Below are 20,956 nucleotides of genomic sequence, written 5' to 3' on the forward strand. Positions count from 1 at the left end.
TCAGTAGTTAGTGGTCAGAATGAAGCGCGGATTGTAGCATGCGGTTTGGGGCGGCCCAATTCTCCGCTTTTACATACGGCGCACTGAAGAGGAGATTACGGAACCGACGGAAATAACGGAACAGGCAGAACCGCTCTTGCTTGGGCTGCTTCCGTTTGTTCTGTTATTTCCGTCTATTCCGTAATCTCTCTTTTTCTCGTCTGATTTGTTGCCCGTTTTCTTTGTTACTCAGGAGGTTTCATGCTGCTGATTGAACGCGAGCCTGGCATCTTGGTGCTGACGCTCAACCGCCCGGACAAACGTAATTCTCTGCATCCCGAGTTGCTCGACATTCTGAACACCGAGTTTATCCAAGTCGCCAACGACGCCAGCATCAACGTTGTCGTGTTGACCGGCGTGGGCTCCAGCTTTTGCGCGGGGCTGGATTTGCAACACCTGCTCAATCTGAGTGACGCGGGCAAGGTTGAATACATGCGCCAGTTGTTCGATCTGTTTGAACGAATGTACACGCTGCCGCAACCGATCATTGCGGCGATCAACGGCCCGGCGATGGCGGGCGGCTTTGATCTGGCGGCCTTTTGCGACTTGCGGCTGTGCGTGACGACGGCCAAGTTCGCCCAGACCGAAATTTTGCTCGGCATCACGCAAATCATGTTTCCGCTCTATCACAGCATCGGCCTCACGCGCGCCAAAGAACTGGCCTTCACCGGCGAAGCGATCAGCGCCGAAGAGGCGCATCGCATCGGCTTCGTCAATCACGTCTATGCCGCCGAAAGCCTGATGAGCGAGGCGCTAAAGCTGGCCGACAAACTGGCCGCGCGCCCGTGCCAGACGCTCTTTGCCACCAAACGGCTGAGCCGCGAATTGTTGGACGCCGATACGCCCACGGCCTTTGGCAAAATGTTTGGAGCGATCAGCGAACGTCTGCAAGCTGAAGAGCACAAGCAAAAGGTGGTTGAGTATGTCGAGAATTTGAAGAAACGCTGAAACAGGTTTGCCGCCGAGGAACGCAGAAAAGCGCAGATCAGCCTTACGATTGATCTGCGTCTTTCTGCGTTCATCTGCGGCTAAACTTCTTCCTGTCGCACCAACTGCGCCGGATCGAGCAAGGCCAGCAAGGCCGCGACCGCTGCCTGCAAGGCCGCTTCGTCTTTCGATTCCAAGGTGAGTTTGACCTTGTAATCAGGCGTCGAGAAACTCGGATATGACCCGATGGCGACCAGGGGATGCGCGGCGGCGGCGGTGCTCAAGCGCGCCGCAATGTCGAATTCGTCTTCTAGCGTGTACAACGCCCGCGCATAAAACGGCGCGACACGGAAGCGTTCGCGCAGCGCCAGAAACTTTTGGCGAAACAGTTCGGGCACGCCCGGCAGGATATACACATTGCGCATCGCCAGTACCGGCCAGCGCATTTCGGCGGTTTCGATCAATTCCGCTCCTTGCGGCACATCGGCCATGCGCAACTTGGCTTCATCAATACCGCCGGGCCGCTCGCCAAAATACTGGCGCAAGCGCGCTTCCAATTCGGGCTGGCGCACGATGGGCACATCAAACGCCTGCGCTACACCGACCAGCGTCACGTCATCGTGCGTAGGCCCGACGCCACCCGAGGTGAACACATAATCAAATCGCGCCGAGAGGTCGCGCACGCTGGCCGCGATTTCTTCCATGTCGTCTGGAATGACCAGAATGCGTTTGAGCGCGACGCCCAAAGCGCGCAATTCACCAATCAGCAATTGTGCATTTTGGTCAGCAGTCTTGCCGCTCAGAATTTCATCGCCGATCACCAGAATGGCAGCGGTTGGAATTTGCATAGGGCGTATCATAGCCAGCGTAAGAGAAGTCGCAACCCCTGGGTACGCACCGCTTCCAGCGTGCGGTCTCGGCGGAAGGCGGCTTCCTACCGGCAGATAAGCATCTGCTGCCACGCCTGCACGCTGGAAGCGGTGCGTACCCAGGAACAATTTTTTGGCAACAAACGTCCCTTGCGGCGTTCGATACCATGCGCAACCCCTTTGATAAATGTCCTCAGAAAAACGGCTCAGAAATGACGAGGTTCCATCATGATGCGTTTCAATCTCAAATCCGGTCTCTGGTTTCCACTGGCAGGCGTGTTGCTGCTCTTTGCGCTTTTCGTTTTTCATCCTGCCACCAGCGGACAAATCCGCCGCGGGCTGCTTTCCACACCTATGAACCAAGCACCACAAGACGGCCTGCAATTTCGGTTGAGCGAAGGCGCGGAGACCTCAGACCGTCCGCAACAATTGCCGACGCCCACCGCGCAACCGCTGAGCGCCAACGAAACCAACGCGCTGGTGGGCCGCCTTGCGCCAATCAAAGTCGAGAAGGATGACGAAAAAGAATTCGCCTTGCGCGAACGTTCGTTGCCGCCGCCACGCACGGGCCAGACGATCAACGAAACCTTCCCGCCCACTGGCACGGGCGCGCAAGCTGAAAAGCCCACGACCACGCCGCTCGAAATCACCCGCTTTGCGCCCGAAGGCGAAGTGCCGCTCGCGCCGCATCTGAGCATCACTTTTTCGCAACCGATGGTCGCCGTGACTAGCAACGATGATCTGGCCGCCGGGCAAGTCCCCGCGCGTTTGTCGCCGCAACCGGAAGGCCGCTGGCGTTGGCTGGGCACGAAGACGTTGCTGTTTGCGCCCAAAGACCGCTTTCCGATGGCGACGGTGTATGCGGTCGAGATTCCCGCCGGGACGAAATCGGCCTGGGGCAATGCGCTCGCGGCAATCAAGCGTTGGACGTTCAGCACGCCGCCGCCGCAAGTCACCGATAGTTATCCGAATGGCGGGCCGACCACGCGCAATCCGCTGTTCTTTGCCGGCTTCGATCAACGCATCAATCCGGCAGCGGCGTTGCAAACGATCAAGCTGACAGCGGCGGGCCGCACGACGGCGCTGCGCCTGGCAACTGCCGAAGAGATCGAAAAGGACGAAGCTGTGCGCCAACGCGTCAAGGCAGCGCAACCGGAACGTTGGCTGACGTTTCGTGCCGCTGCCAACAGCGAACAGGCGTTGCTGGCCGATACGGCTTACACCGTGCAGGTTGGCCCAGGCACGCCCTCTGCCGAAGGGCCGCGCGCGACCGAAAAGCCGCACACGTTCACGTTCCGCACCTTCGGGCCGCTGGCGCTCGTGCGCCATCAGTGCGGTTATCAGGAACGCTGTGAGCCGTTCATGCCTTGGTCGCTCGAATTCAGCAATCCGCTGGACGTTGAGACGTTCGACAAGAAATGGTTTCGCGTAGAGCCGGAAGTGCCAGGGCTGCAAATCAGCAACTACGGCAACATCGTCAACCTGCAAGGTGCGACCAAAGGGCGCACGACTTATCGCGTGACGATTGACGCGGGCGTGCGCGATCAATTTGGGCAAACGCTGGGCAAGCCGGTGGTGGTGACGTTCACGACGACGGACGCGCAGCCGAATTTCTTTGCTTCGGGCGAAGGCATGGTCGTGCTCGATCCGTATGCCGCGCCGAAGTTTTCGATTTACAGCGTCAATCATCAGCAACTCAAAGTGACGCTCTTTGCCGTCACGCCGTCGGATTGGGGCACATACACCAACGTCATGCGCCGCGAGCAGGGCGAACAGGTGACCGCGCCAACGACCATCGGGCGCGTCGTTTCAGCCAAAGTCGTTGACCTGAACGCCAAGCCGGATGAGTTGACCGAAACGCAACTCGATCTGTCGCCCGCGCTGACCAGTGGTGTCGGCCACGTCGTCATTCGTGTAGACGCCGTGCAACCCGCGCGCAATCGCTGGGAGCGGCGGCGCCTGAATGTCTGGACGACGGCGACGCAAATCGGATTGGACGCTTTCATAGATCAGAGTGAAGTGTTGGGCTGGGCGAGTTCGTTGAAAGACGGCAAGCCGTTCAGCGAGGTTGAATTGACGCTGGTTGAAAACGGCGCGACTGCCAAGACCGGCGCAGATGGTTTGGCGCGGCTACCACTGTCAAACAGCAAACCTGCGCCAATGTTGATTGCAAGGCGCGGCAATGATTCGGCATTCCTGCCGGAAAATTTTTACGCGTATCGTGAAGGCGGCTGGCGCAAACAGCCGTTGCGCGATGCGCTGGCCTGGCATGTCTTTGATGATCGCGGCTTGTATAAACCAGGCGAAGAGGTGCGCGTCAAAGGCTGGTTACGGCGCATCGGCGGTGGGCCGTTGGGCGATGTCGGCGCGGCGGGCATTACGTCAGTCAACTTCACGCTGAATGACAGTCGTGGCAATGAGATCAGCAAAGGCACGCTGAACGTCAACCCGCTGGGCGGCTTTGATACCAAATTGAAGCTGCCGCCGACGATGAATTTGGGGTCAGCGCAGTTGCGCTTGATGGCTGGCAACAACGGCTTGCCGGGCAACGAAAGCTACCACGCGATTCAGGTCCAGGAATTCCGCCGCCCCGAATACGAAGTCACCGTGCGCGCCGACGCCGGGCCGCATTTCATCAAAGGCAAAGCCGAGTTGACCGTCGCGGCCAGCTATTACGCGGGCGGCGGGCTGCCCAATGCCGAGGTCAATTGGAACGTCAACGCGACGCCGACGAATTACACACCGCCCAATCGCGGCGATTTCAGCTTCGGCACGTGGGTGCCGTGGTGGGAATATCGCAGCGAAAGCGGGCGGACAAACAGCCAACAATTTCAGGGCCGCACCGATGCGGCGGGCAAGCATCATTTGCGAATTGATTTCGACAGCGCCGCACCGCCACGTCCGATGAGCGTGACGGCTTCGGCGAGCGTGCAGGATGTGAATCGGCAGGCGCTGTCTGGTTCGACCACGCTGCTCGTGCATCCGGCGGAACTTTATGTCGGATTGCGCAGCCGCCGCACCTTTGTGCAACCGGGCGAGCCGTTAGTAGTCGAAGCCATCGTGACCGATCTGGATGGCAAGGCCGTCAGCCAGCGCGAGATCAGAATGCGCGCCGTGCAATTGGCCTGGACGTTTGAGAAAGGCGCGTGGAAACAGACCGAACAGGACGCGCAGGAATGCGTCGTGCGGTCAAGTAACGAACCTGTGCAATGCCGCTTCGCGCCGAAAGAGGGCGGGACGTACCGCGTGACGGCCACTACACTAGACGACCGCGAGCGGCCCAATCAGAGCGAATTGACGCTCTGGGTCGCGGGCGGCAAACGTCCGCCGTCACGCGAACTGGCGCAAGAGAAGGTCGAACTGATCCCGAATCAGAAAGAGTACAAACCGGGCGACGTGGCCGAGGTGTTGGTGCAAGCGCCCTTCGCCAACGCCGAAGCCGTGTTGACCTTGCGCCGTTCGGGCTTGGTCAGCAGCGAACGCTTCACGCTCAGCGGCACATCGCACACGCTGCGCATCCCAATCAAAGACGAATACACGCCGAACATCCACGTGCAGGTTGATCTGGTCGGCGCGGCGGAACGAACCGACGACGCGGGCCAGCCGAAAGCGGGCGTGCCGAAACGTCCGGCCTTTGCATCGGGCCAGTTGAATCTGGCGGTGCCGCCGGTGACGCGCAAGCTGACGGTTACGGCATTGCCACGCGACAAAGCGTTGGAACCGGGCGGCACGACGGCGGTGAATGTCGAAGTACGCGACGCGGCGGGTCAGCCTGTGCGCGGCGGCGAAGTGGCACTGGTCGTGGTGGATGAAGCGGTGCTGGCCTTGACGGGCTATAAGCTGGGCGATCCGCTGGCGACGTTTTATCAGCAGCGGGGCGATGAGGTGAGCGAGCATCGGTTGCGGGAGAAAGTGATGCTCGCTGATCCCACTGCTTTGATTGGTAAAGTAAAAGCACCTTTTGAGCGGCTGGAATCATTGGGGGGCATGGGTAGATCGGCAAGTGCAGTAAAACTTTCTTCTGGTGTAGTAGCAGAAGATAGACTGGCAAGAATGGCTGCTGCGCCGATGGCCGAGGCTGCCGAGTTCGGCAAAAACAATGCACAATCTCAACCAATCCAAGTCCGCACCAACTTCGACGCCCTCGCCTTCTTCGCCGCTGAATTGCCCACCGATGCCAACGGGCGCGCCACGGTTACGGTGAAGCTGCCCGACAATCTGACGCGCTATCGCGTGATGGCCGTTGCGGTCGCGGGCGAAAAGCAATTCGGCAGCGGCGAAGCGGCCATCACCGCGCGCTTGCCGTTGATGGCGCGACCGAGCGCGCCGCGCTTCCTCAACTTCGGCGACCGCTTTGAATTGCCCGTCGTCGTGCAGAACCAGACCGATGCGCCGCTGACCGTGGATGTCGCTGTGCGCGCGTCAAATGCTTTGCTGACGGGTGTCAGCAGCGCATCCGTGAGGGAAGGCAACACTGGCGTGGCGGGCAATTTGCCGGAGTCAGCCCTTGCTAACCCGCGGGCTACTGACACGGCGGGGCGGCGCGTGATCGTTCCGGCGAATGATCGCGTGGAGGTGCGCTTCCCCGCCGCCGCGTTGAAGCCGGGCACGGCGCGCTTCCAGATTGGCGTCAGTTCTGGCCGCTGGGCCGATGCCGCCGAAGTGAGTTTGCCGGTGTGGACGCCCGCGACGACCGAGGCGTTTGCGACCTACGGCGAGCTTGATAACGGCGTGATGGCGCAACCGGTTAAAGCGCCTTCCGATGCGATCAAACAGTTCGGCGGGTTGGAGGTAACAACCTCGTCTACGCAATTGCAGGCGTTGACCGATGCTGTGCTGTATCTGACGACCTATCCTTATGAATGCGCCGAACAGATTTCGTCGCGCGTGCTGGCGCTTGCGGCGTTGCGCGATGTGCTGGCGGCCTTTGACGCAAAAGGGCTGCCGCCCGCCGACCAATTGGTCGCGCAGGTCAACCGCGATGTCGAACGCCTGCGCGGGATGCAAAACCCGGACGGCGGTTTCGGCTTCTGGACGCGCGGCAACGAGTCCTGGCCGTACCTGAGCATCCACGTCGCCCACGCGCTGGCCCGCGCCAAAGAGAAGGGCTTCGACGTGCCGGACGCGATGCTCGAACAATCAAAAGGCTACTTGCGCGCGGTCGAACAGCGCATCCCCAGTTGGTATGGCGCAGAGGCGCGGCGCTCGCTGATCGCTTATGCGCTGTTCACGCGCGCGCGGCTGGGCGACCGCGATGCGGCAAAGGCACGGACGTTGATTGCGCAAGCAAGCGGAGCCGACAAGATGCCATTGGAGTCTTTAGGCTGGCTGCTGCCGGTGCTTTCCGGTGAAGCCAATTCCAAAGTCGAAGTCGCCGCCATCCGCCGCCACCTCGCCAATCGCGTCGAAGAGACCGCTGGCACGGCGCATTTCACGACGGCTTATAAAGATGGCAGTGGTGGCGACGGCGGGTATCTGCTGTTGCATTCCGACCGTCGCGCCGACGGCATTATCCTCTCCGCGCTGATCGGCGACGATCCCACCAACGATCTGATTCCGAAGCTGGCGCGCGGGCTGCTGGCGCATCGCAAGGCCGGGCGTTGGGAAAACACGCAGGAGAACGGTTGGGTGCTGCTGGCGCTGGATCGGTACTTCAACACCTATGAAAAGGTCACGCCCGATTTTGTCGCGCGCGTCTGGCTTGGCGCTGGCTTCGCGGGCGAGCAGGCGTTCAAAGGGCGCACGACGGACAGCCGCCAACTCAACATCCCGATGTCTTACCTGATGGCGCGAAGCGGCGCGCAAAACCTGACCTTGAGCAAGGAAGGCCCAGGACGTTTGTATTACCGCATCGGCATGCAATACGCGCCGAGCAATCTGCAACTCAAAGCTGCTGATTACGGCTTCACGGTCACACGCACCTACGAAGCGATGGACGATCCCAACGATGTGCGGCGGCAAGAAGACGGCACGTGGCGGATCAAAGCTGGCGCGCAAGTGCGCGTGCGGTTGACGATGGTCGCGCCCACGCGGCGTTATCACGTCGCGCTGGTTGATCCGCTGCCCGCCGGGCTTGAAGCGTTGAATCCGGCGCTCGCAACCACGGGCGCGATTCCGCGCGATCCGAACGAGAGCGCGTCAAATCGGTATTGGTGGTGGCAGCGCACCTGGTACGAACACCAGAACATGCGCGACGAGCGCGTCGAAGCGTTCGCTTCGTTGTTGTGGGAAGGCGTGCACAGTTATTCGTATGTCGCGCGCGCAACAACGCCGGGCGTGTTCATCGTGCCACCGACCAAGGCCGAAGAGATGTACCACCCCGAAACCTTTGGGCGCGGGGCGAGCGAGCGCGTGGTCATCGAATAACGCTCAAGCGTCAATCGCGGCGTGCGAATTTGAAACCACGAAGCGACGAAGAGCACGAAGGGAATAGGAGGATATTTCAGAATTCCTTCCCAACTTCTTCGTGCTCTTCGTCGTTTCGTGGTTTCTTTTTTTCAGCCAAACAGATTTATACCCGACAACCTTGTCAGGTATAAATCTGTTTGTTAGGATGCCTGCGAAATTAAAGGACAGTTCGATCCCACAGGAATCAAGCAGGAAACAAATTTTGAAGATTACGGCACAAGAAGAATACGGCATGCGCTGCCTCTTGCAGTTGGCGAAGCAGGAGCAGGAAACGGCGGGCGAAGGCACGCTGTTGGTGCGCGACATCGCCGAACGCGAGGGGCTGTCGGTCGCGTATGTTGAAAAAATTCTCTGGATGCTGAGCCGCAGCGGCCTGGTCGAAAGCGTGCGCGGGCCGAAGGGCGGCTACAAGCTGTCGCGCTCTGCCGCCGCGATTTCATTGGGCGAAGTGATGCGCGTGCTGGGCGGCATTCAGTCAGAAGAGGAACTGTGCGGCCAGTTCACGGGGCAGCACGACACCTGTGTGCACCACGGCGATTGCGGGTTAAAGCCCGTCTGGACGAGCATCACCGATTTCGTCAACAGCGTTTTTGACAAGGTTCCGTTGACGACCTTGCTCAACGGCGGCATGGACATGCGGTTCGTCCAGATCAACACGCCGACACGTAACGCCGCCGCCTTACCCGCGTCAGTGCGCGTGAATTGACAGTTCGCTCGCTGTTTTTTTGCAGTTAAACCTGACTCTTTTGTCATCTATGTCAGGCGTATTGGATTGAGGGAAAAAAGATGAGCACAGCAGCAATCGAGGCACTTGCCAATCGCGAATACAAATACGGCTTTGTCACCGACATCGAGGCAGAAACGATTCCGCGCGGTTTGAACGAAGACATCGTGCGCACGATTTCGGCCAAGAAAAACGAGCCGGCGTGGATGCTGGAATGGCGGCTGAAGGCCTATCGCCATTGGCTGACGATGGAGGAGCCGGAGTGGGCCAACGTCCATTATCCCAAGATTGATTACCAGGACATCATTTACTACTCCGCGCCCAAGCCGAAAAAGAAGCTGGCGAGCATGGACGAAGTGGACCCGGAGTTAGTGGATACGTTTGCGAAGCTGGGCATTCCGTTGCACGAGCAAAAAATGCTGGCGAACGTGGCGGTGGACGCGATCTTTGACAGCGTCTCGGTGGCGACGACGTTTCGGGAGAAGCTGGCGAAGGAGGGAGTGATCTTCTGCTCGTTCTCAGAGGCGCTGCATCAATACCCAGAGATCATCAAGAAATACATTGGCTCGGTCGTGCCATACACCGACAACTATTTTGCGGCGTTGAATTCGGCGGTCTTTTCGGACGGCTCGTTCTGCTTCATCCCGAAGGGCGTGAAATGTCCGATGGAGTTGTCGTCGTATTTCCGCATCAACAACTCTGAGTCGGGCCAGTTTGAGCGCACGCTGATTGTGGCGGAAGAAGGCTCGCACGTTTCATATCTCGAAGGCTGTACCGCGCCGAAATTCGACAAGAACCAGTTGCACGCCGCCGTCGTCGAATTGGTCGCGCTCGACAACGCCGAGATCAAGTATTCGACGGTACAAAACTGGTACGCGGGCGATGAGAACGGCAAGGGCGGGATTTATAATTTCGTGACCAAGCGCGGCGCGTGCCGGGGCGTCAATTCCAAGATTTCGTGGACGCAGGTGGAAACGGGTTCGGCGATTACGTGGAAGTATCCAAGCTGCATTTTGCAGGGCGACAATTCGATCGGCGAGTTCTATTCGGTTGCGCTGACCAACCACATGCAACAGGCCGACACGGGCACGAAGATGATCCACATCGGCAAAAACACGCGCAGCCGTATTGTCTCGAAAGGCATTTCGGCCGGGCGCTCGAACAACAGCTATCGCGGCCAAGTCAAGATTTTGCCGAAAGCCGAGAACGCGCGGAACTATTCGCAATGCGACAGTCTGCTGATTGGCCGTGAGTGTGGCGCGAACACGTTTCCGTACATTGAAGTCGGTAACAATACGGCCAAGGTGGAGCACGAAGCGTCTACGTCAAAGATCAGCGAAGAGCAGCTTTTCTATTTCAACCAGCGCGGCATTGCGACGGAGGACGCCGTCTCGATGATCATCAACGGCTTTTGCAAAGAAGTCTTCCGCGAGTTGCCGATGGAGTTTGCGGTGGAGGCGACGCGGTTGCTGGGAATGAAACTGGAAGGCAGTGTCGGTTAAGCAAACGAAAGGTTCACGTATGACAGACAAACTTATCGCAATCGAAGCTTCATTGCCGCCCGTCCCCGACGCGGCGGGTAACTATGTTCACGCCGTGCGCACCGGCAATCTGGTTTATCTGGCCGGCAAAGGCGTGCTGGTGCAAGGCAAGGTCGGCCACGATTTCACCAAGGAGCAGGCCTATCAATTCGCCCGCGAAACCGGCCTGATCCTGCTGGCGGTGTTGAAGCAGGAACTGGGCACGCTGCGCAAGGTCAAGCGTGTGGTCAAGGTGCTGGGCATGGTCAACGCGACACCCGATTTCGGTGAGCATCCGTTTGTCATCAACGGCTGTTCCGACTTGTTCGTCGAAGTCTTCGGCGAAGCCGGACGGCACGCGCGCGCGGCGGTGGGGATGGGTTCGCTGCCACACCAGATACCCGTCGAGATCGAAGCGATTGTCGAAGTCGAAGACTAAAGAACAGGAATCAAGCTGGAGAAAAACATAGTGCTAGAGATTCGCAACTTACACGCCACGATTGATGGCAAAGAGATTTTGCGCGGTTTGAACCTGACGGTGAAAGCCGGTGAAATCCACGCCATCATGGGCCCGAACGGTTCGGGCAAGAGCACGCTCGCCAAAGTGCTGGCCGGGCATCCGTCTTACGAAGTCACGCAAGGTGAGGTGTTGTTTGAAGGCCGGAACCTGTTTGAACTCGCCGCCGATGAGCGCGCCCGCGCGGGCGTCTTCCTCGCCTTTCAATACCCGATTGAAATTCCGGGTGTGAGCAACGCCAATTTCTTGCGGCTGGCGTACAACGAAAAAGCCAAGCACGAAGGCCGCGAGGAACTTGATCCGCTGGAATTCGATGACCTGATTCAAGAGAAGATCAAGATCGTCGAGATGGACAAGAGCTTCATCAACCGTTCGGTCAACGAAGGCTTTTCGGGCGGCGAGAAAAAGCGCAACGAAATTCTGCAAATGGCCGTGCTCGAACCGAAGCTGGCCGTGCTGGACGAAACCGATTCGGGCCTGGACATTGACGCGCTGCGCATCGTCGCGGGCGGCGTCAACAGGCTAGCGCACAAAGACAACGCCATCATTCTGGTGACGCACTATCAGCGCCTGTTGGATTACATCGAACCGCACTTCGTTCACGTGCTTTATAAAGGCCAGATCGTCAAATCGGGCGGCAAAGAGTTGGCGAAGGAGTTGGAGAAGAAAGGCTACGATTGGATCAAGGGCGCGAGCGCGGCGGCTTAACGCAAGGAGTGAATCATGGGGGAACCTAGAGTCAAAGTGCTGTTGACGAATGCGACCGATTTGGAATTGGCGCAACTCGGTCATATTTCAGCGGAACAAGTGCGTCGTTATGAGGCGGATGCTTTAGCCGATTCAGGTTCAGTTTGCACTATCTTGCCGCCTGAGGTCGTGGCACGGCTGGGCATACGCATCCGCGGACAGCGCACGGCTGAGTACGCCGATGGACGCCAGGAATCGGTAGGGTTAACGGCTCCGTTGTTGATAGACATTGCCGGACGCGAGACAGCAGACGAAGCAATGGTGCTGGGCGAAGAAGTGCTGATTGGACAAACGGTGCTGGAAAAACTCGACATGTTGGTGGATTGCGCCAATCGCCGCGTTATCCGCAACCCGGCGCACCCCGACCAAGCCGTCAACAAAGTCAAAACGCTGGGAGTTTCCCGGATTTGAGCTATATGCCGCAAACTGTGACTGCAAAAGAAAACTATTTCTCCGCGCACAAACTTCTCGCTAAGGCGCGCGCCGAAATGCCTGAAAGCCAAGACCCGGTTTGGCTCGCCAACCTACGCGACAAAGCCGGTGAACGTTTCGAGGCGCTCGACTTCCCTACCCTGCGGTACGAAGAGTGGAAGTACACCAGCGTCGCGCCCATCCTGAAAACGCCTTTTCGGCAACTGCTTGATCCGGATTTGCAGGGCGTCACGGCAGAGCGCATCGCGCCGTTCACCTATGCTGAAACGCGCCGCAGCCAGTTGGTTTTCGTCAATGGCTTGTATGCGCCGCAGCTTTCCGACCTGAGCGCGTTGCCCGGTGGCATCACGGTCTGCAATCTGGCGCAAGTGCCCGCCGAGGCCGCCAAAACCGTGCACACGCATCTGGCGACGCAGGCCAATCATCACGACGAAGTCTTCACCGCGCTCAACACCGCCAGCCTGGGCGATGGCGCGCTTGTTTATCTCCCGAATGGCCAGGCCGTTGAGACGCCGATTCACCTGCTGTTTTTGACGACCGCGAAGGAGGCGACCGTCGCACACCCGCGCGTGTTGATCGTGGCGGGCGCGGGCACGATTGCGACCGTGGTCGAAAGCTACGCTGCGTTACCCACTGCGGGGAAAGACGGCGTTTACTTTACCAATGCGGTGGCCGAGGTCATCGCGCAAAACGGCGCGGTCGTCACGCATTACCGCTTGCAGCAGGAAAGCGAACAGGCCTTTCACATCGCCACGACGCAGGTTTATCAAGAGCGCGGCAGCAATTACACGTCCTACGCCATCTCGCTAGGCGGGGCCATCGCGCGTCACGATTTGAATGTCGTACTCGGCGATGAAGGCACCGAGACCACGATTGACGGCCTTTACGTCGTCACCGGCAAACAGCATTGCGACAACCACACGACGATTGATCACGCACATCCGCACGGCGCCAGCCATCAGGTATACAAAGGCATCTTGAACGATCAGGGCCGTGCCGTATTCAACGGCAAAGTTTTCGTGCGCAAAGGCGCGCTGCTGACCGATGCGCAGCAGTTGAACAAGAACCTGCTGCTCTCGAGTCAGGCGCACGTTGACACCAAGCCGCAATTGGAGATTTTTGCCGATGACGTGAAATGCTCGCACGGCGCGACCGTCGGTCAGTTGGAGGACGAAGAGCTGTTTTACCTGGCGGCGCGTGGCCTCTCGCCCGAACGCGCCCGCGCCTTGCTGACGTATGGATTCGCCGAGCACATCATCAGCAAGATCAAGCTGCCGTCGGTGCATACGGCGTTGGATCGCGCGGTGCTCGCAAAGCTGCATCAGAGTTTGGAGGTAAATTGACGTGGTACTAACACAAAGTCTTAATTTTCGCGGCTCAAAAGGAAGGGCCGATTTACTGGCCTTGTTTGATAGCGGTTCAACCTATTCGTGCCTGAATCCAGAAGTGGCTGCCAAACTTGGCAACTTGGAAGCCTTGCCTGATCCCCTCGAAGTCAAGACTGCCGACAAAGGCCATTTCATTCGCATTGAGGAAAGCGTTCGTCTGGATTTCTATCTGAACAATTTGCGCCTCACAGATGAATTCATGGTTGTGCCCGGCTTGGCAGAGGAAGCGATCATCGGCGCAACGACGATGCAAAAATGGCGGATCAAACTCGACTTCGAGCACGATCAGATCGTTACTGACCCGCGGGCGAACCGCATGATCTTGATGTAACCGGCAATCACCTATGCAAGCAGCTACGAACACCAAAAAAGCTTTTGACATTGACCGCATCCGCCAGGACTTCCCCATCCTGCAACAAACCGTGAACGGCAAGCCGCTCGTTTACCTCGACAACGCCGCAACTTCGCAAAAGCCGCAAGTCGTGATTGATGCGCTCACGCGTTATTACACCGAGCAAAATTCCAACATACACCGCGGCGTGCATTACCTGAGCCAACTGGCAACGCGCGAATACGAAGGCGCGCGCGTCAAAATCCAAAAATTCATCAATGCCGCCGAGGAACACGAGATCATCTTCACGCGTGGCACCACCGACAGCCTCAACCTAGTTGCGCTCAGCTTCGGGCGCAAGTTCGTCAAAGCGGGCGATGAGATCATCATCTCGGCGCTCGAACATCACTCCAACATCGTGCCTTGGCAGATGCTGTGCGAAGCGACGGGCGCAAAACTGCGCGTGATTCCGATCAATGACGCGGGCGAATTGCTGCTGGATGAATACGCGGCGCTGCTCAATGCGCGCACGAAACTGGTTGCGGTCGCGCACATGTCCAACGCGCTCGGCACGATCAATCCGGTCAAACGCATCATCGAACTGGCCCACGCGCAAGACATCCCCGTGCTGCTGGATGGCGCGCAAGCCGCGCCGCACTTAAAAGTGGACGTGCGCGCATTGGATTGCGATTTCTATGCGTTCAGCGGTCACAAGCTCTGTGGCCCGACGGGCATCGGCGTGCTTTATGGCAAGAGCGAGTTGCTCAACACGCTGCCGCCCGTGCAGGGCGGCGGCGACATGATTGCGTCGGTGACCTTTGAAAAAACCACCTACAACACGCTGCCGCATCGCCTGGAAGCCGGCACGCCGCACATCGAAGGCGGCATCGGCCTGGGCGTCGCACTGGATTACCTGACCGTCATCGGACTGGATGCAATTGCGGCGTATGAGCAAGAGCTGCTCGATTACGCCACCGAAACCATCGGCGCAATCAAGGGCGTGCGTATCATCGGCACCGCGCCCGAAAAGGCGAGTGTGCTGTCTTTTGTGATCGGAGGTGTGCTCGACGGCATTCATCCGCACGACATCGGCACGATTCTAGATCAGGAAGGCATCGCCATCCGCGCCGGGCATCATTGCGCGCAACCGGTGATGCAACGCTTCGGCGTGCCCGCGACGGCGCGCGCCTCGTTCGCCTTCTACAACACGAAAGCCGAGATTGACGCGCTGGCCGAAGGCATTCAAAAGGCCATCGAGGTCTTTGCCTAACAGTTGATAGTGGGCAGTTAACAGTTGACAGTTCCAGCCAACTATCAACTGCCCACTATCAACTACCAACTAAACCATGTCTGACTTAACCGAGCTTTACCAACAGGTCATCCTTGACCACAACAAGAAACCGCGCAACTTCAAGGTGCTGGAAACGGCCACCCGCACGCAGGAAGGCTACAACCCGCTGTGCGGCGATCAACTGAAACTGTACCTTGAACTGGATGGCGAGACGGTCAAAGACATCGCCTTTCAAGGCCAGGGTTGCGCCATTTCCAAAGCCTCGGCCTCGATGATGACGACCGCCATCAAGGGTAAAACCAAGGCCGAAGCCGAAGTGATGTTTGACGAATTCCACCGTATGGTGAAAGGCGAGCTTGACCCTGAAGCGGGCGAGAACCACCTGGGCCGCCTGAAAATCTTCGCCGGGGTGCGCGAATTCCCGGCCCGCGTCAAATGCGCCAGCTTATCCTGGCATACCTTACGCGCGGCGTTGGAAGGCAGTCACGATGCCGTTTCTACCGAGTAACCAGCCTATTCCCACCTCACCCAGCCTTGCCTTTGACCGTCTTTCGGCAGGTGAACTTACCTTTTCGTTGCGGGCTGACCGGCGCGCTTGTCTTCCATCAAACCCTCGCCTATAGTGCGCGCGTCAATCAGCGAGCTTTCAGCAGTAGCTATTACATTTGCCTCGTAACTTGATAAGAATCGTAAGCAGCAACTCTGAGGACAGGCCATGTTGTCCACACGTAAAATCACACCGGGACAAAAAGGCGCCAAGCGGCTCCACGAGCAGTATGGCGAGCGGCTGTACTGTATGCGTTACCGGTATGATCACCAATTACGGAAACGTTATAAAACCGTTGAACTGATCGTCGAAGAAACGGCTTGGACGCCGCCACCACCGCGCTACACGCCCGCCACGCTCGTCGGCGTGCGGGTTGAATTTGCTGAGGCTGAGTTGCAGCGCCAGGTCAAACAAGCTGGCGGTAAATGGAACCCAGCCCGCAAGCTTTGGGAGTTACGCTACGATCAGGCTTGTAAGTTGAGGCTGAAAAGTAGAATTCAAAAACCTGTGGTTTCTGATAACACAAACCGCTAAGGTTTCTGATAACACAAACTCACTGGTTTCTGATAACACAAACAAGTTTCTGATAGCTCAAACAAGTTTGCGTTATCAGAAACCTGAAGTAGCAACCTAATTACATGTTAGGCCCTCGAAAGGTAACAAGGGATAAAGACAGCAAGACACTGTCGGCACCGCGGCTTCCAGATGCCGCCCTGTCCCGCCGCGAAAAGGATGAGATGATGAAGGTTGTCAGGCGGGCCAGGGCTATTTCGGCACGCTGATTGATTCAATTCTATTTCACGCTGTCGCGGTTTGAAGGCGTCTTGTTACTCGGAAAGTGCCTAACATCCGTGGCACCGGAGCCGCTTGCTGTAGCCGAGTAACTTGGAGCGAAAGACGCGGCCCGCTGCACAATGGCGTTCGGCAGATGCTACGAAGGTAGATAGCAATAACAACGCGTTGATTGCGTTATCAAGCAGCATCTCCCTTAACCTTTAAGGAGCAAACGATCACCATGAGGAAAGTAATCTCAGTTGTTTTCGGAATCGTTCTTGCGGCCACGCTTTTTGCTGGGCGGCAGGTTCTCTCTTCAAACGGCAATAACACCAGCGCAGGCAATGCCACTACCGTAATCTTGCAAGGGATGTGGAAATTGAAAAAGGATAACGGCACAAGGCTAATCAACGGAAACACAAGCACTACCACGGATAATCAATTCAAAGCCGACGTCACCGTGCAATTCTATCGGAAGGAGGGTTCCAGGCCACACGACCTTGTCACCATCGTGGAATACGAGAAAGAGGAACAATATTCAGGCAAGGGAAAATTTCGCGCCGTTTACGCTGGCACTTTTAATGGCCAAAGCGGCAAGGGAACCTACTACGACAGCGACGGCGGATCAGGGACATTTGACTTGACCCGATAGCCCACGCCTCTCATTCACTCTCCTAAAGCCTGCCGAATGTGCTGTTTGGCAGGCTTTATTTGTCGCCGTGACAAAACTGTTGACAACTATGTTGACTATAACTTCTGCCCAGTCATAAACTGGGTTCGGAGGTTGAATTTATGGCAAGCACACAAGTCAGAATCAGCAGTGCGACACATCAAACGCTCCGTCACCTGTCGGCTGAAATTGGAGAGTCCATGCAAACCATCATCGAAGAAGCGATAGAGCAATATCGGCGGCGCAGATTTCTGGAAGGACTAAATCAAGACTTCAAGGCTTTGAAAGAGGACGCGTCGGCTTGGCAAGAAGAACTGGCAGAACGGGCATTGTGGGACAATACTTTGCTTGATGGAGTTGAAAATAAATGAGCCAACCATTGCGAGGTGAGGTTTGGCTGGCTACGCTTGACCCAACTGTCGGCAGAGAGCAAGCCGGAACAAGACCGGCTTTGATTATTTCCGACGATCTGTTTAACCAGAGCCATGCTGAGTTAGTGGTGGTGCTTCCCATCACATCGAAAAGCAAGAACGTCCGCTCGCACGTTCCGGTGTTGCCGCCTGAGGGCGGGTTACAGGTAGCGAGTTACATCAAATGTGAAGACGTTCGTTCAATCTCGATTCAAAGGCTTGGGCGACGGCTTGGTAAAGTCTCGGCCAAGACGATGAATGAAGTTGAGCAACGGCTCCGCATAATTCTTTCCCTGTAAGCCACATTGGTTTGCAGAGAAGTTTTCGATACCTCGAACAGCGCCGAACATCTGCTGCACCCGGAGCGGCTTCTCGTAGCCGATGGGTTTGGTAGCGAAGGCCGCCGCCCGGTGAGCGTGGTGTTAGATTTCTTTTGAACCATATGAAAGTTTACTCCATACGAAAACGCTTAATAAAAAGCCTGAGGCTAGTGACAGGATTATTGTTGATAACTCTCATAATCACGCGAGGATCTACCGCGTGCGAGTGGGATTACCTGATTTGGATAAATCACAGCAAATCTGCTGACCCGTTATACCGCTTTGTACAAAAAGGAAAGGCTGGATACATTGACCAAGCAGGAAACATATTATTCCGACCAAAGCTTAATGCGTATGGAAACTACGGTGGTGAATTTCATGATGGGTTGCTAGAAGTAGGAGTCAGCGACGGCAAGTATGCAGACATATCGGGAACACTTGTCATTGATAAAGGGTTTTATCGAGGCTGGGACTTCTCTGAGGGACTTGCTGTAGCCATGCGAAAGGATGGTGAAAAATGGGGATACATTGATCGAGCTGGAAAGTTCGTGATCAGTCCACGTTTTGATACTTATCCCAAAGGATACGTTCATTCATTTTCTGATGGGTTGGCGATGATTGAGGTCGCTAAAAAATATGGCTACATCGACCACACAGGGGAGTTTGTCATTCAGCCACGATTTCTGCATGCAACAGACTTCAACGAAGGGATGGCTCGTGTGGTCGTCGAAGGCCCCTGTGTTTATATTGGCAACGGGCCTTGCCCGGACGTTCGGATGGTTGGTGAAAGTGCTCAAGGGAAAGTATCTGCCTGCAAGTTCGCCTTCATTGACAAGTCCGGCTCTATCGTCACGATTCAACGTTACGACTACGCGAAAGAGTTTTCGGAGGGACTAGCACCGGTCAAGATTGGGGAGAAGTGGGGATACATTGACAAGCAAGGGCGAACGGTAATCCCGCCCCGATTCGATGAAGCCGAACGATTCTCTGACGGACTGGCTCGCGTGCGGCAGGGCGATTTGTATGGATACGTTGATCATAAAGGTGAATATGCTGTTCAACCACAATACAAGTATGCAGATGATTTTTCAGATGGGCTTGCGGTAGTAAGTAGCAGTTGGAGCCAACAAGAATTCAGATATGAGTATTTCTATTACATCGATAAGCAAGGCAACCAAGCAATTGAAGAGAAGTTTGCTTTAGCAAGCCCTTTCTTCAAAGGGGTGGCCCATGTAAAGCTAATGCCAGACAAGAAAAGAAGCAATACCAAAGGCAATAGTGCAGAGGGGGTTTTTGCTTATATAAGCACTACTGGCGCGAGGATTTTTACGTATTGGGGAGAAAGATAACTATCATCGGCGAAATCTAACACCCATTCCACCGGAGCGGCTTTCTTTGGCGGAGTGGCTTCAAGGCGAGGGCGCCGCCCGGTAAATCAGGCCGTTCGGCTTTTAACATTGTCATCGTAGTTCTGTAATCCACTAAGACAGAAATAGCCCCCGCAAATGATACCAATGAGACTTAGAATAAATATCCTTATCCAAGCAACCAGTCCAAGCCTTAACGTTCATAAGTATAATGGCGGGACCGTTAGGGACTTGCCGTTTGCGTATCAATGGCTTTGCGGTATTGCGTTTCTTTTCTTTCTGAGTATTTCGAGTTATGGGCAAACTTGTATTGTCGCAAAAAGAACTAGCACCGAAGTTGTGATAGCTGCTGACAGTGCAGCAAGCGTCACAACAATTACCCCGAATGCAGACGGTAGCGTTACGAAGACCAGGTCTAATAAGACGGCCTGTAAAATAAGAACAGCTAAAGGGGCCTTCATAGCGATAGCTGGCTTTTGGGGTGGCAGTGAGACTGGGGACTTGTACGCCGTCGCAATTAAAGCTGCCAATGACGGACGAACACTGAAAGAAAAAGCGACTATCTTTGCGAGTCGCTTGAGAGAGCCGCTCAAAAAAGACCTGGAAAAAATCAGAACCACGGACATTCAGTATTACACTGAAAAGTATGTCGGACATGCTGTTCAGTCCATCTTTGTCGGCATTGAGAACGGGGTTCCCACAATTGTCTATCAGGGTTTTAAGACTATTAACCTGCCCACTCAGCCTGTCAGGATAAAACCGATACAAGTTATCACAAACGGTCTCATTATTGGCCACCAAGAAGCTGTGTCCCGTTATTTGGATGACACGATGTTCTGGGGAAAGTGGGGACTTGTAAGCGGATGTCGCAAATTGATTGAGATTCAATCCACGGCGACCCCCGATGATGTCGGAGGAGAGATACGTATACTCAGAATCACTAAAACCGGCAATCAGTGGATTGAGGGTAAAAAGGGATGCGAGGATAAGTAAATTGCAAATCTGATACATCTCTACTGCCTAAGCAAGCCGAACATCCATTCAACCGTAGCCGCTTTCCGCAGCGATGCGGTTTGGAGGTGATGACGCGGCACGGTTAATGCGGTGTTCGGTGCTTCGTGGTTTTCCCAAAGGTCTTGCACAAGAACGGACAATTCGTTTTGCAAATTCGCGCTTTTATCTGAAATTCGGTAAAATGACTTCGAGAGGTCATAAATTATGCTAACAGCAATTGAAACCACCGGAACAATTGAACAAAGCGGAAGAATCGTCATTGACGAAACATTTTCCGTTAACACGCCGACTTTAGTGCGAGTTATCGTGTTGTTTCCCGAAAGCGAAGAGTTGGACGAGCGCGAATGGCTGCAAGCGGCTTCAAAAAACGAAGTGTTCGATTTTCTGAACGACCCGGACGAAGATATTTACTCTTTGAAAGACGGAAAGCCACTTGACCTATGAAGTATAAAATCGTTCTTGTGCCATTTCCGTTCGACGATTTGACGGCAACCAAAGTTCGTCCGGCTGTTTGTTTGACCGTACTTGATTAGCGGCTCGCTTTGATTTTGCCGATTGTGTGTTGAGAGTGTGGTAGTTGAATTTAGCTTTAGGACGTATTTACCGAGGCAAGCTGTTGTGGCAATGAGGTCGCAATCAGGTGGGTCAGTTTTTCCAGCAC

19 protein-coding genes are annotated in these 20,956 nt (G+C 56.0%); 18 read left to right on the forward strand and 1 reads right to left on the reverse strand.

The window, feature by feature from the left end; genetic code table 11:
* Positions 1 to 240 precede the first annotated feature (240 nt).
* Complete coding sequence (locus HY011_19115) at positions 241 to 987, forward strand: enoyl-CoA hydratase/isomerase family protein (GenBank protein ID MBI3425052.1); 747 nt, start codon at positions 241 to 243, stop codon at positions 985 to 987.
* Between the two features lie 80 nt (positions 988 to 1,067).
* On the opposite strand, the gene HY011_19120 is transcribed toward HY011_19115, so the two are convergent.
* Complete coding sequence (locus HY011_19120) at positions 1,068 to 1,814, reverse strand: competence/damage-inducible protein A (GenBank protein MBI3425053.1); 747 nt, start codon at positions 1,812 to 1,814, stop codon at positions 1,068 to 1,070.
* A gap of 249 nt (positions 1,815 to 2,063) precedes the next feature.
* On the opposite strand from HY011_19120, the gene HY011_19125 reads away from it, so the two are divergent.
* The 17 genes from HY011_19125 (at position 2,064) to HY011_19205 (ending at position 20,739) form a co-directional block, all read left to right on the forward strand.
* A complete protein-coding gene (locus HY011_19125) occupies positions 2,064 to 8,201 on the forward strand; it encodes an Ig-like domain-containing protein (protein MBI3425054.1) in 6,138 nt (2,045 codons plus the stop codon).
* A 244-nt stretch (positions 8,202 to 8,445) separates the two neighbouring features.
* Positions 8,446 to 8,949, forward strand: coding sequence for an Rrf2 family transcriptional regulator (locus tag HY011_19130; GenBank protein MBI3425055.1), 504 nt, complete (start codon positions 8,446 to 8,448; stop codon positions 8,947 to 8,949).
* Positions 8,950 to 9,029: 80 nt separating this feature from the next.
* Positions 9,030 to 10,469, forward strand: coding sequence for a Fe-S cluster assembly protein SufB (sufB, locus tag HY011_19135; GenBank protein MBI3425056.1), 1,440 nt, complete (start codon positions 9,030 to 9,032; stop codon positions 10,467 to 10,469).
* A gap of 19 nt (positions 10,470 to 10,488) precedes the next feature.
* Positions 10,489 to 10,926 (forward strand): RidA family protein, encoded by a 438-nt coding sequence (locus tag HY011_19140; GenBank protein ID MBI3425057.1) that lies wholly within the window; start codon positions 10,489 to 10,491, stop codon positions 10,924 to 10,926.
* Positions 10,927 to 10,953: 27 nt separating this feature from the next.
* Positions 10,954 to 11,712: a Fe-S cluster assembly ATPase SufC gene (gene sufC / locus HY011_19145; GenBank protein MBI3425058.1), complete on the forward strand. Its 759-nt coding sequence runs from the start codon at positions 10,954 to 10,956 to the stop codon at positions 11,710 to 11,712.
* Positions 11,713 to 11,727: 15 nt separating this feature from the next.
* Positions 11,728 to 12,162, forward strand: a complete 435-nt coding sequence (locus HY011_19150) for a clan AA aspartic protease (GenBank protein MBI3425059.1) — start codon at positions 11,728 to 11,730, stop codon at positions 12,160 to 12,162.
* A 77-nt stretch (positions 12,163 to 12,239) separates the two neighbouring features.
* Positions 12,240 to 13,526 carry a Fe-S cluster assembly protein SufD gene (gene sufD, locus HY011_19155; protein ID MBI3425060.1) on the forward strand — a complete coding sequence of 429 codons (1,287 nt, stop codon included), beginning with the start codon at positions 12,240 to 12,242 and terminating at the stop codon, positions 13,524 to 13,526.
* Position 13,527: 1 nt separating this feature from the next.
* The gene (locus HY011_19160; protein ID MBI3425061.1) at positions 13,528 to 13,902 is read left to right on the forward strand and encodes a retroviral-like aspartic protease; all 375 of its coding nucleotides are present in this window, start codon (positions 13,528 to 13,530) and stop codon (positions 13,900 to 13,902) included.
* Positions 13,903 to 13,915: 13 nt separating this feature from the next.
* Entirely contained in the window at positions 13,916 to 15,172 is a 1,257-nt protein-coding gene (locus HY011_19165) for a cysteine desulfurase (GenBank protein ID MBI3425062.1), read from the forward strand.
* A gap of 76 nt (positions 15,173 to 15,248) precedes the next feature.
* The gene (locus HY011_19170; protein MBI3425063.1) at positions 15,249 to 15,701 is read left to right on the forward strand and encodes an SUF system NifU family Fe-S cluster assembly protein; all 453 of its coding nucleotides are present in this window, start codon (positions 15,249 to 15,251) and stop codon (positions 15,699 to 15,701) included.
* Positions 15,702 to 15,908: 207 nt separating this feature from the next.
* Positions 15,909 to 16,274 (forward strand): hypothetical protein, encoded by a 366-nt coding sequence (locus HY011_19175; protein MBI3425064.1) that lies wholly within the window; start codon positions 15,909 to 15,911, stop codon positions 16,272 to 16,274.
* Between the two features lie 481 nt (positions 16,275 to 16,755).
* On the forward strand, positions 16,756 to 17,166 hold the full coding sequence (locus HY011_19180) for a hypothetical protein (GenBank protein MBI3425065.1): 411 nt from the start codon (positions 16,756 to 16,758) through the stop codon (positions 17,164 to 17,166).
* 140 nt (positions 17,167 to 17,306) lie between these two features.
* Positions 17,307 to 17,555, forward strand: a complete 249-nt coding sequence (locus tag HY011_19185; protein MBI3425066.1) for a toxin-antitoxin system protein — start codon at positions 17,307 to 17,309, stop codon at positions 17,553 to 17,555.
* Positions 17,552 to 17,893, forward strand: a complete 342-nt coding sequence (locus tag HY011_19190; protein MBI3425067.1) for a type II toxin-antitoxin system PemK/MazF family toxin — start codon at positions 17,552 to 17,554, stop codon at positions 17,891 to 17,893. Before HY011_19185 ends, HY011_19190 begins: the two co-directional genes overlap by 4 nt.
* Positions 17,894 to 18,099: 206 nt before the next feature.
* Complete coding sequence (locus HY011_19195) at positions 18,100 to 19,263, forward strand: WG repeat-containing protein (protein ID MBI3425068.1); 1,164 nt, start codon at positions 18,100 to 18,102, stop codon at positions 19,261 to 19,263.
* A gap of 165 nt (positions 19,264 to 19,428) precedes the next feature.
* The gene (locus HY011_19200) at positions 19,429 to 20,274 is read left to right on the forward strand and encodes a hypothetical protein (GenBank protein MBI3425069.1); all 846 of its coding nucleotides are present in this window, start codon (positions 19,429 to 19,431) and stop codon (positions 20,272 to 20,274) included.
* A 225-nt stretch (positions 20,275 to 20,499) separates the two neighbouring features.
* The gene (locus HY011_19205; GenBank protein ID MBI3425070.1) at positions 20,500 to 20,739 is read left to right on the forward strand and encodes a hypothetical protein; all 240 of its coding nucleotides are present in this window, start codon (positions 20,500 to 20,502) and stop codon (positions 20,737 to 20,739) included.
* Positions 20,740 to 20,956 lie beyond the last annotated feature (217 nt).

This window comes from Acidobacteriota bacterium (assembly GCA_016196035.1).
GTDB lineage: Bacteria > Acidobacteriota > Blastocatellia > RBC074 > RBC074 > JACPYM01.

Excerpts from the sequence above, each read along its gene's own strand:
- HY011_19120 (MBI3425053.1), bottom strand. The coding sequence starts at position 1,814 with ATGCAAATTCCAACCGCTGCCATTCTGGTGATCGGCGATGAAATTCTG.
- HY011_19200 (MBI3425069.1), top strand. The coding sequence starts at position 19,429 with ATGAGACTTAGAATAAATATCCTTATCCAAGCAACCAGTCCAAGCCTT.
- HY011_19175 (MBI3425064.1), top strand. The coding sequence starts at position 15,909 with ATGTTGTCCACACGTAAAATCACACCGGGACAAAAAGGCGCCAAGCGG.
- HY011_19185 (MBI3425066.1), top strand. The coding sequence starts at position 17,307 with ATGGCAAGCACACAAGTCAGAATCAGCAGTGCGACACATCAAACGCTC.
- sufD (MBI3425060.1), top strand. The coding sequence starts at position 12,240 with ATGCCTGAAAGCCAAGACCCGGTTTGGCTCGCCAACCTACGCGACAAA.
- sufB (MBI3425056.1), top strand. The coding sequence starts at position 9,030 with ATGAGCACAGCAGCAATCGAGGCACTTGCCAATCGCGAATACAAATAC.
- HY011_19140 (MBI3425057.1), top strand. The coding sequence starts at position 10,489 with ATGACAGACAAACTTATCGCAATCGAAGCTTCATTGCCGCCCGTCCCC.
- HY011_19170 (MBI3425063.1), top strand. The coding sequence starts at position 15,249 with ATGTCTGACTTAACCGAGCTTTACCAACAGGTCATCCTTGACCACAAC.
- HY011_19150 (MBI3425059.1), top strand. The coding sequence starts at position 11,728 with ATGGGGGAACCTAGAGTCAAAGTGCTGTTGACGAATGCGACCGATTTG.
- HY011_19165 (MBI3425062.1), top strand. The coding sequence starts at position 13,916 with ATGCAAGCAGCTACGAACACCAAAAAAGCTTTTGACATTGACCGCATC.
- HY011_19190 (MBI3425067.1), top strand. The coding sequence starts at position 17,552 with ATGAGCCAACCATTGCGAGGTGAGGTTTGGCTGGCTACGCTTGACCCA.
- HY011_19115 (MBI3425052.1), top strand. The coding sequence starts at position 241 with ATGCTGCTGATTGAACGCGAGCCTGGCATCTTGGTGCTGACGCTCAAC.
- HY011_19205 (MBI3425070.1), top strand. The coding sequence starts at position 20,500 with ATGCTAACAGCAATTGAAACCACCGGAACAATTGAACAAAGCGGAAGA.
- HY011_19125 (MBI3425054.1), top strand. The coding sequence starts at position 2,064 with ATGATGCGTTTCAATCTCAAATCCGGTCTCTGGTTTCCACTGGCAGGC.
- HY011_19180 (MBI3425065.1), top strand. The coding sequence starts at position 16,756 with ATGAGGAAAGTAATCTCAGTTGTTTTCGGAATCGTTCTTGCGGCCACG.